The organism is Kribbella sp. WER1, assembly GCF_054189145.1.
In genome coordinates this window covers 2,273,518-2,287,074 of record NZ_CM135186.1, presented here as the reverse complement: position 1 = coordinate 2,287,074, position 13,557 = coordinate 2,273,518, and the positions used below count along the sequence as shown (strand labels likewise).

Annotated in this window: 13 protein-coding genes and 1 tRNA gene; 6 read left to right on the top strand and 8 right to left on the bottom strand. The window is 68.9% G+C overall.

What is annotated here, in order from left to right; genetic code table 11:
- Position 1: 1 nt before the first annotated feature.
- A complete protein-coding gene (locus tag ACXJJ3_RS11225) occupies positions 2–1,495 on the top strand; it encodes a helix-turn-helix domain-containing protein (protein ID WP_458169919.1) in 1,494 nt (497 codons plus the stop codon).
- Between the two features lie 75 nt (positions 1,496–1,570).
- Here the strand turns inward: ACXJJ3_RS11225 and ACXJJ3_RS11220 are convergent.
- The 3 genes from ACXJJ3_RS11220 to tenA form a co-directional block, all read right to left on the bottom strand.
- Positions 1,571–1,643, bottom strand: a tRNA-Lys gene (locus ACXJJ3_RS11220).
- Between the two features lie 71 nt (positions 1,644–1,714).
- Positions 1,715–3,262 (bottom strand): phytoene desaturase family protein, encoded by a 1,548-nt coding sequence (locus tag ACXJJ3_RS11215; protein WP_458169918.1) that lies wholly within the window; start codon positions 3,260–3,262, stop codon positions 1,715–1,717.
- Entirely contained in the window at positions 3,259–3,921 is a 663-nt protein-coding gene (gene tenA, locus ACXJJ3_RS11210) for a thiaminase II (protein ID WP_458169917.1), read from the bottom strand. Before tenA ends, ACXJJ3_RS11215 begins: the two co-directional genes overlap by 4 nt.
- Positions 3,922–4,013: 92 nt before the next feature.
- Between tenA and ACXJJ3_RS11205 the strand changes: the two genes are divergently transcribed.
- The gene (locus ACXJJ3_RS11205) at positions 4,014–5,723 is read left to right on the top strand and encodes an aminotransferase class V-fold PLP-dependent enzyme (protein WP_458169916.1); all 1,710 of its coding nucleotides are present in this window, start codon (positions 4,014–4,016) and stop codon (positions 5,721–5,723) included.
- Positions 5,724–5,920: 197 nt separating this feature from the next.
- Here ACXJJ3_RS11205 and ACXJJ3_RS11200 read toward each other — a convergent pair whose 3' ends face one another.
- Positions 5,921–7,009, bottom strand: coding sequence for an ankyrin repeat domain-containing protein (locus ACXJJ3_RS11200; RefSeq protein ID WP_458169915.1), 1,089 nt, complete (start codon positions 7,007–7,009; stop codon positions 5,921–5,923).
- Positions 7,010–7,158: 149 nt separating this feature from the next.
- Positions 7,159–8,112: an SMP-30/gluconolactonase/LRE family protein gene (locus ACXJJ3_RS11195; protein ID WP_458169914.1), complete on the bottom strand. Its 954-nt coding sequence runs from the start codon at positions 8,110–8,112 to the stop codon at positions 7,159–7,161.
- A 103-nt stretch (positions 8,113–8,215) separates the two neighbouring features.
- Here ACXJJ3_RS11195 and ACXJJ3_RS11190 point away from each other — a divergent pair, with 103 nt between their 5' ends.
- From ACXJJ3_RS11190 to ACXJJ3_RS11180, 3 genes are read left to right on the top strand one after another with little or no spacing between them, the layout of a single operon-like run.
- On the top strand, positions 8,216–9,439 hold the full coding sequence (locus tag ACXJJ3_RS11190; protein WP_458169913.1) for a sensor histidine kinase: 1,224 nt from the start codon (positions 8,216–8,218) through the stop codon (positions 9,437–9,439).
- The gene (locus ACXJJ3_RS11185) at positions 9,436–10,056 is read left to right on the top strand and encodes a response regulator (RefSeq protein ID WP_458169912.1); all 621 of its coding nucleotides are present in this window, start codon (positions 9,436–9,438) and stop codon (positions 10,054–10,056) included. The genes ACXJJ3_RS11190 and ACXJJ3_RS11185 overlap by 4 nt, the downstream gene beginning before the upstream one ends.
- A gap of 13 nt (positions 10,057–10,069) precedes the next feature.
- Entirely contained in the window at positions 10,070–11,062 is a 993-nt protein-coding gene (locus ACXJJ3_RS11180; protein ID WP_458169911.1) for a cation diffusion facilitator family transporter, read from the top strand.
- Here the strand turns inward: ACXJJ3_RS11180 and ACXJJ3_RS11175 are convergent.
- Positions 11,059–11,409, bottom strand: a complete 351-nt coding sequence (locus tag ACXJJ3_RS11175) for a thioesterase family protein (protein ID WP_458169910.1) — start codon at positions 11,407–11,409, stop codon at positions 11,059–11,061. The two genes, ACXJJ3_RS11180 and ACXJJ3_RS11175, sit on opposite strands and share 4 nt — an antisense overlap.
- Before the next feature lie 38 nt (positions 11,410–11,447).
- Between ACXJJ3_RS11175 and ACXJJ3_RS11170 the strand changes: the two genes are divergently transcribed.
- Positions 11,448–12,059: a MarC family protein gene (locus ACXJJ3_RS11170; RefSeq protein WP_458169909.1), complete on the top strand. Its 612-nt coding sequence runs from the start codon at positions 11,448–11,450 to the stop codon at positions 12,057–12,059.
- A gap of 35 nt (positions 12,060–12,094) precedes the next feature.
- On the opposite strand, the gene ACXJJ3_RS11165 is transcribed toward ACXJJ3_RS11170, so the two are convergent.
- Entirely contained in the window at positions 12,095–12,850 is a 756-nt protein-coding gene (locus tag ACXJJ3_RS11165) for a hypothetical protein (protein WP_458169908.1), read from the bottom strand.
- A 14-nt stretch (positions 12,851–12,864) separates the two neighbouring features.
- Positions 12,865–13,353, bottom strand: a complete 489-nt coding sequence (locus ACXJJ3_RS11160) for a SigE family RNA polymerase sigma factor (RefSeq protein ID WP_458169907.1) — start codon at positions 13,351–13,353, stop codon at positions 12,865–12,867.
- Positions 13,354–13,557 lie beyond the last annotated feature (204 nt).

Below are 13,557 nucleotides of genomic sequence, written 5' to 3'. Positions count from 1 at the left end.
AATGGCACGCAAGCCGCTCGCATTGGGTAGCTGGGGAAAGATTCGCACCTATCCTGCGGTGACGAACGACAAAGGCAAGGTCACGTCGTACCGGTCGGTCGCCAACTACCGCGACTTCGATGGGAAGGTGCGACAGCTAGAGGCAAACGGCCGTACCAAGACGGTTGCCGAGGACAACCTGTTGGAGAAGTTGAAGAATCGGCGCCGTCCGAACCAGGGCATCGGCCTCGACGCGATGGACCGATTCTCCAAAGCCGCTGAGATGTGGTTCGAGAAGCTGGAAGAGAAGGTGCGGGACGGGAAGAGATCGCCGGGCACCGTGGACACCTACAGGCGTCAGCTCGACAATCACGTGATCCCGGCGCTTGGAGAGGTGCGCCTCGGGGAGCTAACGACGCCGCTGCTCGACAAGGTGATTGGCAAGATCAAGTCCGAGGTTGGTCCGCCGACTGCGAAGACGTGCCGGAGTGTCGTCTCCGGCACGCTCGGGCTGGCCGCGCGATATGGCGCGCTCGACTTCAACCCGATCAGGGACGTGGACACGATCGAGAGCGAATCGAAGCGCAAGGCGCGGGCACTCACCGATGAGGAGCGAGACGCGTGGTTCGAGCAGCTACGTGCCGATCGGGGCGCGGTCGCGGCCGATCTGCCTGACCTGTCGACGTTCATGCTCGCGACCGGTGTACGGATCGGGGAGTCGTTGGCAGTCCTCGGACAGCAGGTCAACTTCGCTGCGAGCGAGGTGGAGATCACGCACCAGATCATTCGAGTGAAGGGCGAAGGACTCGTGCGGATCAGGACGAAGTCACGGGCGGGGGAGCGCGTGTTGAAGGTGCCAGCGTGGGGCCTGGCGATGCTCCGCCGACGCCTGATGGAGGGCGGCCGGTTGGATCAGCCGATCTTTGCCAACCGCGATGGCGACTACCGCGACCCGACGAACGTACGGCGGGACCTGCGGGAGGCGCGGTCACCGATCGGTAGCGAGTCGCGGCGCGATCTCGGGAAGCGGCTCCGAAGCGCGCGGCGGGCGGCAGGACTGACTCAGGCCGACACTGCGGCCCGGCTCGACTGGCCTCAGTCCCGTGTGAGCCTGATCGAGACCGCACGGGTCCGGCTGGAGGTGGCCGACGCTGAGAGCCTGGTCGACCTGTTCGGAGTGCGCGGCGGCGGCCGGATGGACCTGCTGGCACTCGCGACCGAAGCGGCTGAGGGGAGCCAAGCTGACGCGCTCGCGTGGATCACGTCGCACTCGTTCCGGAAGACGACCGCGACCATCCTGGACGACGCTGGGCAGAGCGCCCGGCAGATCGCTGACCAGCTCGGTCACGCCCGGCCGTCGCTGACCCAGGATGTCTACATGGCACGGCGGGCGAAGAACCCTGACGCGGCGGCCGCACTGGAGACCGCTCTCAACAGGTCACCCGACGTCGCCGACCGACTGGGACACGCTGACCCGACCGAAGCGAAGGACACCTACGGGTCCGACGTGGCGTAGGACACAAAAGCATGGGATAAAGCATGGGTCCCGGATACGCGAAAGCCCTGGTCAGTGCTCTGACCAGGGCTTTTGTGCGCCGCCAGGGACTCGAACCCCGAACCCGCTGATTAAGAGTCAGCTGCTCTGCCAATTGAGCTAGCGGCGCCGGTTGTGCATTCGCGCTTGCTTGCGAACGAAGAGGATCGTAGCAGGGGGATCGGGGAGATGCGAAATCGGTTAGTGGGTGAGGACGGTCATGGCGGCGTTGTGGCCGCCGAGGCCGGAGACGGCGCCGCCGCGGCGGGCGCCGGAGCCGCAGATGAGGAGGTTGGGGGTGTCGGTTTCGGTGCCCCAGCGGCCGGTGTCGGCGGGGGTGGTGGCCCAGGGCCACTGGAGGTCGCCGTGGAAGATGTGGCCGCCGGGCATGCCGACGGACTGCTCGATGTCGTACGGCGTCTTGGCCTCGATGCAGAGGTTGCCATCGGTGTCGCGGGCGATGCAGTCCGCGAGGGGTTCGGCGAGGTACGACTCGAGGCCGGCCAGGATCCGGCGGGTGGCCTCGGTGCGGGCGGAGTCGTTGTCGGAGGCAAACAATCGGGCGGGGAAGTGGACGCCGAAGACGGTCAGCGTGTGGTAGCCCGCGGCAACCAGCTCGGGGGACAGGATCGAGGGGTCGGTGAGCGAGTGGCAGTACACCTCGGACGGCGGTACAGCGGGCAGCTCGCCGCCGGCCGCGGCGCGGTACGCCGACTCGAGCTGGCTGTAGTCCTCGTCGATGTGGAACGTGCCGGCGAACGCGCGCGCCGGCACGTCGCCCGACTTGAGCGCCGGCAGGTGGCGTAACAGCAGGTTGATCTTCAGCTGCGAGCCCTCCGGCTTCTCCACACCGCCCTGGCCACGCAGCGCAGCCAGGGTCGACGGTGCGACGTTCGACAGCACCCAGGTGCAGTCAACGGAGCGCTCGCCGTCGCCGCCGAGCCAGGTGACCGAGCCGCGCGTCCCGTCGACCTCTACGGAGGTGACCTCGGCGTTGGTGACCAAAGCGGCGCCTGCGCGTCGTGCGGCTGCGGCCAGGGCGTCGGTGACGGCTCCCATGCCGCCTACCGGTACCCGCCACTCGCCGGTGCCGTTGCCGATCAGGTGGTACAGGAAGCACCTGTTCTGGATCAGTGACTCGTCATGCAGCCCTGCGAAGGTACCGATCACGGAATCGGTCGCGACGACGCCCCGGACAGTGTCGTCGGCGAAACGGCGCTCTACGGTCTCGCCGAGCGGTCGTTCGACCAGTTCGTCCCAGAGCGCGCTGTCGACGCGTGAGCGGATCTCAGCCGCCGGCCGGAGCGGCTCGAGCAGCGTTGGTGCCACGGCTGCTGCCAGGGAGCCGACAGCTCCGTAGAAGTCGGTCCAGGCCTCGTACTCCGTGTCGCTGCCCGTGAGCGCCCGGAACGAGTCCCTGGTGCCAGGGCCTTCCGGCCGCTCCACCAGCAGGCCGAGGTCGCGTCCACCGCGACGTACGGGCGTGTACGACGCGACGGCGCGTGAACGGAGGTCCAGGCCGAGCCCTAGGTCCGCGACGATCTTGTCGGGCAGCAGGCTGACCAGGTACGAGTAGCGCGACAGTCGTGCGTCGACGCCTGGGAACACCCGCTCGCTGACCGCCGCGCCGCCGGTGTGCGCCTGCTGCTCCAGGATGAGCGTGGAGAGCCCGGACTGAGCCAGGTACGTGGCGGCGACGAGGCCGTTGTGGCCACCGCCGACTATGACGACGTCGTAGAAGTCCTTCATCCCACCGGCCAATCGAGCTTGTGATAAGCGGCGTCCCAGAACATCCATTCGTAGCGGCACGTCGTGGCGAAGTGCTGGTGACAACGTTCCCGCTCCGCAGCGCCGACGTCCAGTGTGTCTGTCACCGCAAGCACCTGTTCGACCACAGCGTCGAACTCCTCCGAGCCGTACGTCGCGATCCACTGTGCGTACAGCGGGTCGGGCGACGACCGTTTGAGCAGTTCGCGGCCTACGTCCCGGTAGATCCAATAGCAGGGCAGTACGGCGGCCACGGCCTCGGCGTACGTGCCCGTGGCGCACACGGCCGTCAGATAGGACATGTACGCCGTTGTGGTCGGCCCGGAACCAGCCGCGTCCACATCGGCCGCGGTGAGGCCGAGAGACTCCAGCAGCGACGTGTGCAGCTCACGCTCGACCGCGATCGCGTTAGCGGCGTGTAGCGCGAACATGCTGACCGCGTCCTCGTCCGGCGCCCGCCCCGCGACCAGGCTGAGCGCCCGGGAGTACGCGCGGAGGTAATGGCTGTCCTGCGTGATGAAGTACCGGAACGCGTCGTGGTCCAGGGTCCCGTCGGTCAGGCCGGTGATGAACGGGTGCCGGACGATCTGCTCGTACATGGAGGCGGCACCGCGGTCCCACAGCTCGCTGGAAAACGTCATCCCCACTCCTCGCCGTCGACTGGCTCCGACCTTATCCACAGGGCGCGCGCGGATCACGAGACGCAGGTCACTCCGGCGACCTACCCTGAAGCATGAGTGCACTCGCGGGGATGCCGCCGGAGACGCCGTTGCTGCGGCAGATCCGTGCGTCGGTGATCGGGGACGACCAGGTGATGCCGGGGCCGTACGGTCCACGGCGGGTGACGTACGCCGACTACACCGCGTCCGGCCGCGCGCTCACGTTCCTCGAGGACTTCATCCGCGAGGAGGTCCTGCCGCGGTACGCGAACACGCACACCGAGTCCAGCGGGACCGGTCTGCAGACCACCCGGCTGCGGGAAGACGCCCGGCGGATCATCCACACCGGCGTCGGCGGCGACGACGAGACCGCGCTGATCTTCTGCGGCTCTGGCGCCACCGGGGCGATCGACAAGCTGATCGGGATCATGGGCCTGCGGATCCCGGCCGAGCTCGACGACACCTACCACCTGACCGACCAGATCCCGCCGGACCGGCGACCGGTCGTCTTCATCGGGCCGTACGAACACCATTCGAACGAGCTGCCCTGGCGAGAGTCGATCGCGGACGTCGTCATGATCAGCCAGGACGCGGACGGCCACATCGACATCGACCAGCTCGAGTCGCGGCTGCAGGAGTACGCCGACCGTCCGCTGAAGATCGGCTCGTTCTCCGCGGCGAGCAACGTCACCGGGATCGTCAGCAACACGCAGCGGGTGTCCGCGCTGCTGCACCGGTACGGCGCGCTGTCGTTCTGGGACTGCGCCGCGGCGGCGCCGTACGTCGAGATCGACATGTACGGCGGGCGCGACCGGGATCCGTTGTCGTACAAGGACGCGATCTTCCTCAGTCCGCACAAGCTGATCGGCGGTCCGGGGACGCCTGGCGTGCTGGTGGCGCGGCGGGAACTGCTTCGCAATCGGGTTCCCGACGTACCTGGTGGGGGCACGGTGGCGTATGTGAATCCGCTCGAGCACCGGTACCTGGACGACCCGGTGCATCGGGAGGAAGGGGGGACGCCGGCGATCATCGGGTCGATCCGGGCCGGGTTGGCGTTCCAGTTGAAGCAGGCGGTCGGGATCGACGTGATCCGCGCGCACGAGGACGCGTACCTGCGGCGCGCGGTCGCGGCCTGGACGGCCGAGCCGAATCTGCAGATCCTCGGGAACCTGGACGCCGAGCGGTTGTCGATCGTGTCGTTCGTGGTGAAGGGGCCGTCGGGGCGGTACTTGCATCACAACTTCGTGGTCGCGTTGCTGAACGACCTGTTTGGTATCCAGTCGCGCGGCGGCTGCTCGTGTGCTGGGCCGTACGGGCATGCGCTGTTGGGGATTGATCTGGCGCGGTCGCATGAGTTCGAGGAGGAGATCCTGCACGGCTGCGAGGGGATCAAGCCGGGGTGGGTGCGGGTGAACTTCAACTACTTCATCTCCGAGGCGGTGTTCTCGTACGTCGTCGAGGCAGTCAAGCTGGTGGCGCGGGATGGGTGGCGGTTGCTGGGCGACTACCGGTTCGATCCGGCCAACGGTCTGTGGCGGCATCACCGTGGTCCGGTCGAGCCGCCGATGCGGTTGTCGCAGGTCGGGTACGACGCGGACGGCAAGCTCAGGTATCCGCGGCACGATCACACCGCGCCCGAGTCCGCCCTCGACGACTACCTCGCCGAAGCCCGCGACCTGCTGTCCACCTGCGCCGCCAACCCCGACCCCGACGGCCAGGTAAGCACCGGCTTCGACCACCTCCGCTGGTTCGAACTGCCGTCCCGCTGCCTAACCCGCGACTGACCCCACTCCAGCTGCGCTGGCGTTCGACCCGCACGCCTCGGCCCGCGCGAGGTGCCGTCGCATGAGGGCGGGGCTGGTGCGTGGAGCGGCTGAAGGGTTTGGTGCTGCGCGGAGGTGCCCACGGTGCGCGGGTTTGGTGGGTGGGCTCGGGCGGGCGGGCGGGCGGGCGGAGTGAGGGTGGGTTGGTGCCCGGTGGGTTAGTGGGCTCCGGCGGATTGGAGGATGGCGGCTAGTTGGGTGTAGCCGCGGGAGCGGGCGTGCTGGAGTGGCGTGACGCCGGCCTTGTCGGCGAGGTTCGGGTCGGCGCCGGCATCGACGAGGATCCGCACGATGTCCTGCCACGGCTTCGTGCCCTTGCCGAGGATGATCGCCTCGAGCAGCGCGGTCCAGCCGAGGTCGTTGACGTGGTTGACGTCGACCTTGGTCTTGACCGCCCGCCGGACGTAGTCGACATGACCGCGTTCGCTCGCCGGGATCAGCGACGTACCGCCGAAGCGGTTCCGCAGCGTGAGGTCCGGGTTCGCGGGGAGGAGGGTCTCGAGCATCGCGACGCTGCCGGTGACGCCGGTGACCAGCCAGGCGGAGTCTTGGCGGTCGTCTTGGGCGTCGGGGTCTGCGCCCAGGTTGACCAGTAGCCGGGCGACGTCTACCTGGTCGTTGAGTGAGGCGAGCAGCAGCGGCGTGCGGCGGTGGTCGTCGCGGGACTCGAGCTTGGCACCGGCCGCCAGTGCTGCGGCGGCTTTGTTGGTGTCGCCAGCAGTCGCGGCAGCCAAGAGGTCGCCCGCGGTTGCTTGGGTGTTCAGCACTGCGCTGACGGCCTGCTGACCGCGGTCCTTCGCGGCCTGGACCGGGGTGGTGCCCCCGCTGACAGCAGGCTTGTCGCGGTCGGCGCCGCCGGCGATCAGCAGTCGGACGGTGTCGACATACTCGGGGGTGCCCTTGCCGAGGATGACTGCTTCGTGCAGGGCGGTCCAGCCGAGGTTGTTGACGTGGTTGACGGCGACGCCGGCCCGGAGCAGGCGGCCGACGACGGCGGCGTGGCCGCGTTCGGCGGCTCGGATGAGCGCCGTGCCGTGGTAGCTGTCGAGACTGCGGACGTCGGCGCCGTGGGCGAGTGTCAGGTTCAGCAGGTCGAGGTAGCCCTCGCTGGCGGCGATCAGGAATGCGCTCTGGACGGTGTTGTCGAGCGCGTTGACGTCGGCACCGGCCTCGATCAGGCGCTTGGCCGTGGGCACGTCGTTCTTCCACGCCGCGGCGATCAGTTGGGCGTCGAGGGTGGACGGCACGGCGGCGCTCCTCGAAGGCGTCGGAGATGGACTCGCAGTCGGACTCAGGGTCGGAGCCGGTGCCGGCTGGGGAGTGCTGGTGGTTTCGGCGGAGCACGCGGTGGTCGCCGCCATCAGCAGGACGGCGACCACCGCGATCGGGCGGCGTTTCATCGGCGCGGGTCGAGCGTGATGACCTGGTACGGCGGGACGGCGGTCGCCTCGTCGAACTTGCTGTCGACCACCAGCAGCCGGCCCTGGGCCAGCTTCGCGGTGGTGAGGACCCGGTCGGGGTCGGTCGGCCTGGCGGACTGTAGCCGCGCGGTGGAGCCGTCGGACGACAGCCGGAGCGTGCTCAGCACCTTGGAGAAGTTCCGCACGACCCAGAGGGTGTTGCCCTGCTGGACCAGGCCGTCGGCGTTCACCAGATCGGCACCGGCGGTGTCGACAGCGGTCGCCTTCGTGGTCCGCAGGTCGAACCGCCAGAGCTTGCCGACGTTGCCCTGGGCCACGACCAGCGCCTTGCGGTCCGGGGAGAGCACGATGCCGCCGAGGTTGAAGCCGTCCGCGGTCTCGATGGTCCCGGTCGCGTCAGCCCAGGTGTTGACGGTCCAGTGGCCGTGCCGCTCGGCAACCCGGAAGATCTGCGGGGCGTTCGAGTTCGTGAAGTAGGCGGCGCCGTCCGGGCCGATCACGATGTCGTTGAGGAACGAGCTCGGCACGCCGGTGCGGAGGGCGGCGAGCAGTTTGCCGTCGCGGCCGTAGACCCAGAGGTCCGGCGCGTCCGGGTGGTCGATCCCGTTCGGCCCGCCGGCGACGTACACCCGGCCCTGGGAGTCGACGTTCACGCCGCGGGCGGTCCAGCGGCCGTCGGTGCCGTCGCCCTTGAGCCACTCGATCGCGGCCGGGGAGTTGACCTGGCCACGGTGGATCTCGCCGCCGGTGGTCTCGGAGACGTAGTAGTTCTTGGTGCGGGCGTCGTACCCGATGCCCTCGAACTTGGAGCCGCCGGGGTCGCCGGGGAGCTCGTAGGTGGTCGGGCGGGCCGCGAACGCCGTCGAGGCGCCGACGCCGAGCAGGGTGGCGGACAGGGCGAGGGTGGCGGACAGCGAACGGACGGACATCGGAACCTCTCAAACGGTCGGTGGACTTCGAGCTGCCTCAAGCCTCCGTCGCCGGCACCCCTGCGCACGACGGATGTTCGGCCATCAACGGATAGCCGAACGGATGATTCGGAACCGGCTCCAGGCCGCCTACGATCGGTTGAACATGTCTACTGCGCACACACCGTCGATCCTGAGCCACGCGACTCGCCTGGTGGCCGCGCTGCACGCTGCGCTGGTGGTGCTCGTGCTGGCGTCCGCCGTGCGGTACCTGACCGGCCATGGCTTCAACGACCGCGGCCCGTGGGTTCTGGTTGGCGCGGTGGTGCTGCTTGCGACGTACGGGGCGTACAGACTGCTGCCCAGCCGGGTCTGGCTGGCGTTGCTGGTGCTGGAGTGGCTCGGGCTGGTGCTGTTGGCGCCCTCGTTCGCCTGGTGTGCGGTGCCGCTGTCGTTCGTTGCGTTGCGCATCCTGTCGTTCCGGCCGGCCTGTCTGGTGGTGGCCGGCATGGTGGTGGTCACCGTGGTGCAATGGACCCGGATGACCGACCGGTTGGACCCGACGATCGTGCTGGGGCCGGTGTGCATCGCAGTGCTTGCCGTAGGCGCCTATCGGGCGCTGGAGCGGGACGCTCTGGCCAGACAGGCGTTGCTGGACGAGCTGCACGCGGCGCAGGGCGATCTGGCCGACGCCCAGCACCAGGCCGGAGTGATAGCAGAGCGGGCGCGGCTGTCGCGAGAGATCCATGACAGCGTGGCGCAGGGCCTGTCCAGCATCAACCTGCTGCTACAGGCCGCAGAACGCGAATGGGACCAAAAGCCTGCTGTCGCACGTCAGCACGCAGCCCAGGCAGCAGCCACGGCCCGCGATGGTCTGGACGAAGCCAGGAGAGTCGTACGCGACCTGGCCCCCGCAGAGCTGGCTGCCGGCCTGCCGGAAGCACTTCGCAAGTCCTGCGAGCGTTTGACCGCCCACAGCGACCTCAAGCTCCACGTTCAGGTGCACGGTACGCCGGTGACGCTGGACTCGGAGGTTGAGACCGCACTGCTCCGCACGGCCCGCGGCGCGGTCGCGAACGTGCTCGAACACGCGCACGCCGACGCGGCGTTCGTGACCCTCACCTACCACCCGGACGCGGTGGTCCTCGACGTTGTGGATAACGGCCGGGGCCTTCCGCGATCTCATGTCAAGATCGATTCCGACCGCGGCCACGGACTGGCCGGAATCCGGGAACGGCTGAGACAACTGGGAGGAACGCTCGTGCTGGAGAGTGAACCGGGGGACGGTACGGCGTTGGCCGCCGCGATCCCCCTGAAGGCCCCGCAGAAGATCCCGGAGGACGGATGATCCGGGTGGCTTTGGTCGACGACCATCCGGTGGTGCGGGCGGGCGTCCGCGCGCTGGTCGACGGCCAGGACGATCTCACCGTCGTCGGCGAGGCGCCGGACGCGCACAGCGCCGAGCAGCTGGTCGCGGCGGTCCGTCCCGACGTGGTGCTGATGGACCTGAACCTGGGGCCGGGCGTGGGCGGCGCGGAGGTGACCGCGAGGCTGCGAGCCCTGGCGGATCCGCCGTACGTGCTGATCCTGACGACGTACGACACCGAGGCCGACATCATGGGCGCGATCGACGCGGGCGCCTCCGGGTATCTGCTGAAGGACGCGCCGCCGGAGGACCTGTTCCGGGCGATCCGCGGCACCGCGCGCGGGGAGACGGTGCTGGCGCCCGCGGTCGCGGCCCGGCTGCTCCGGCGGACCGGACCGACGCTGACCGAGCGCGAGGTGGAGATCCTCGGCCTGCTCGCCACCGGCAAGTCGAATCGCGAGATGGCCAAGAAGTTGTACGTCAGCGAGGCGACGGTGAAGTCGCACCTGCAGCACATCTACACGAAGCTGGAGGTGGAGACGCGCGCGGCCGCCGTGGCGCGCGCGATCGAGCAACGCATCATCCGGGCGGTCAGCTGAGTATGGTCTGAGGGTGAGCAGCTCCGAGGACGACGAGGGCGGTGGCGAGAGCCTCCTGACAGTGCTGGTCGCGCTCACCGCGAACCTGTTGATCGCAGTCGCCAAGACGGTCGTCGCGGTGATCACCGGATCGGCGTCGATGGCGGCCGAGTCGGCGCACTCCTGGGCCGACACCGGCAACGAGATCTTCCTGCTGGTCGGCGAACGCCGGGCCCGGAAGCCGGCCGACCGGACGCATCCGCTCGGCTACGGCCGGGTCGGGTACATCTGGTCGATGTTCGCGGCGTTCGGCCTGTTCACGGTCGGTGCGGCGGTGTCGGTGTGGCACGGGATCCAGTCGCTGCAGCACGGCGAGGCCGAGGCCACGTCGTACGGGTGGGCGTATGCCGTGCTCGCCGTCTCGTTCGTGCTCGAGGGGATCTCGTTCACGCAGGCGCTGCGGCAGACGAAGGCCGGTGCGCTGGAGCGGATGCTGCGCCCGTGGCGATACGTCCGGATCACGTCGAACCCGGTGCTGCGGGCGGTGTTCGTCGAGGACTTCTCGGCGTTGATCGGGATCCTGATCGCGGCGCTCGCGATCCTGATGCACCAGCTCACCGGCAACGCGGCGTGGGACGCGGTGGGGTCGATCGTGGTCGGTGCCCTGCTCGGCGTGGTGGCGCTGTTCCTGATCAGCCGGAACATGGATTTCCTGACCGGCGAGGCCGTTACCCCGCTCGCCCGGAACCGCGTGCTCCGGGCGCTGCTCGCGCACGAGGACATTGAGCGCGTGACGTTCCTGCACATGGAGTGGGTCGGCGCCGACCGGATCTTCCTGGTCGCGGCGGTCGATGTCACCGGCAACGACGTCGAGTCCGAGGTGGCGGCCCGGCTGTACGCGATCGAGGACGCGCTGAACGCGCGCCCGGAGATCCAGCAGGCGATCCTGACGCTGTCCCGGCCCGGCGACGCGACCAGCCTGCAGCCGGGCGAGCTGCCACGCTGGTACGTCGAGCCGCGGCCTTAGGGCACGTTCGCGAGGAAGCGTTCGCGGTCGACGACGACCCGGACGAGTTCGCCGTCCGCGATCAGCTGGCCCGCGGAGTTGGTCGCGCGGACCTGGAAGCGCAGGTGGTTGCCGTCGACGTCGGGCGCGTCGGACGCGATGTCGACGGTGTCGCCGACGCGGGTCGGCATCCGGTGGCGGATGCGGACCGACGTGCCGACCGAGGTCTGGCCGGCGGCCAGCAGCGGCTGGGCGAGCTGGATGGTGGCGAACTCGAGCCAGGTGATCAGCCGGGGCGTGGCGAGCACCTCCACGTCTCCGCTGCCGACGGCGATCGCGGTGTCGTCGGGGGTCACTTCATGTCGCACGGCGAACTGTCCTTCCACGAGGTGTACGCTTCCCGACCGTGGAGCCCGTACACGTGGCGGTTTCGGCCTTGGCAGCATTGTTGCCGATCACCAATCCGGTCGGTGCGCTGGCCACGTTCGCAGGCCTGACGGACGGCGCCGATCGGGCCGCGATGCGGCGCCAGGCGGTGATGACAGGCGTCTACGTGCTCGGCATCCTGACCGTGTTCGCGCTGCTCGGCACGCTGGTGCTCGAGGGCCTCGGGATCGGCCTGCCGGCGCTGCAGATCGCCGGCGGTCTGGTGGTCGCACACTCCGGCTTCGGGATGATCGTGTCCCGGCAGACGCTGACCGACGACGAGAAGACGCACGGCGTCGCGAAGCCGGACGTGTCGTTCTCACCGATGGCGCTGCCGCTGGTCGCCGGCCCCGGCGCGATCGGCGTCGTGATCGCGCTGACCGCCCGGCACCCTGGGATCGTCAACCGCCTCGGCGTGATCGTCGGCGTGGCCGTGATCGCGGCGCTGGTCGCGGTGCTTCTGCGGTTCGGTACGCCGCTCGTCGACAAGCTCGGCCCGACCGGGCTCGGCGCGCTCAGCCGGATCATCGGCTTCCTCACGCTCGCGATCGGCGTCGAGCTGGTCACGCACGGCGTACTCGCGGCAAAGTAAGGCCCGGCGCCCACCTGGACGCCGGGCCGGTTCTGCTACTTGCCGGACTTCGAGACGGGCGGGAGTTTCCACGCCTTGCTCTGGGCGAGCGCGGTGAGGTCCTTGACGGACAGCAGCGGCGTGGCACGGGTGTGCTTCGCGCCCTTCTCGGCCGGTGCGTTGTAGCTGGTCAGGCTGATGCTGCGGCCGTCAGGGCGTTGCAGTACGACGTAGTTGTTGACGACACCGAACTCCGCCTGGCGGCTGTCGGTGTACTCGGGCGCCTCCTTCTCCACGAAGAGGACGGAGCCGTCCGGCAGGGTGCTGCAGCCCTCGTGGACCGGTACACACCGGGGCTGCTCGCCGCCGCCGGAGAGCAGGACGTCCACCCGGGACGCGCCGTGGCCGTCGTTGACGACGTACGTCGCCGCGGTGAAGCTGCCGTCGCCCCAGGCCTTCGGGTTGGAGAAGGTGCGACCCGGAGCGGCCACGAGTGCCTTCAGGGTGCTGAGGGTCTTCGCGTTGTTGACGGCGGGTTTGCTGGATGTGATCGGTGTGGGCGACACCGACGGTTTGGTCAGTGCGATCGGTGTGCCGGCGGCTGCGGTGTCGGTGGGGGAGTTGAGGGCGTGGATGCCGCCCGCGATCAAGCCGACGGTGGCGAGTACGGCGCCGGTGCCGCCGGCGGCGAGCAGCGTCGTACGCCGGCGGCGCAGCCGGGTGCCGCGGACGACGGTGCGTTCGAGCAGGTCGGCGGAGACGGGCTCGAGGTTCTCGGTGGCCCGCTCCATCATGTCGGTGAGGTTCTTCATGGGTTCTCCTGAGCTCAGAGGGCGATCAACTGGTCTGCACCGTCACCAAGAACCGCCCGTAAGCGTTCCAAGGCTCGGGAGGTGCGTGTCGTGATCGCACTGGTCTTCTTGCCAAGATCGAGCGCCACTTGCTCGACGCTGCGATCTTCGAAGAACCGCAGCACCAGCACCGCTCGATCCAGCGGTGCGAGCTCCCCCAACGCGCTCTGCAGAGCGACCCGCAACTCCACGTCACCCACCCGCTCCGCCACCTCGGGCAGAACCTCGGTAGGCCGCTCACCCCAGCTCTTGCGCCGCCGCTGCGACACGAACGTCCGCACCAACGCCGTCCGCGCATAAGCCCCCGGCGCGTCGATCCGCCCCCACGCCGACATCATCTTGGCCAGCGTCTCCTGCACCAGGTCCTCGGCATGATGCCGATCCCCACACAACAACCAGGCAGTCCGGTACAACCGCGGTATCTGCACCCGCGCGAACTCCTCGAAGTCTTCGCCCGTACCCATCCACACCTCCTGTAGATGCCTCTGCCTGAAGAGACGCATCCACGAGCGCGTCAGGTCACACGAACCTCAGAACACGAGCGAAAGAACCCACACAGCAAACGCCAAGAACCCCACGACGAAGGTCACCACCACAACCACGCCATACCCGAACCAGGCACTCCCACTCAACTTCACCAGAGCATCCTTGCACGGACCAAAGCGGCG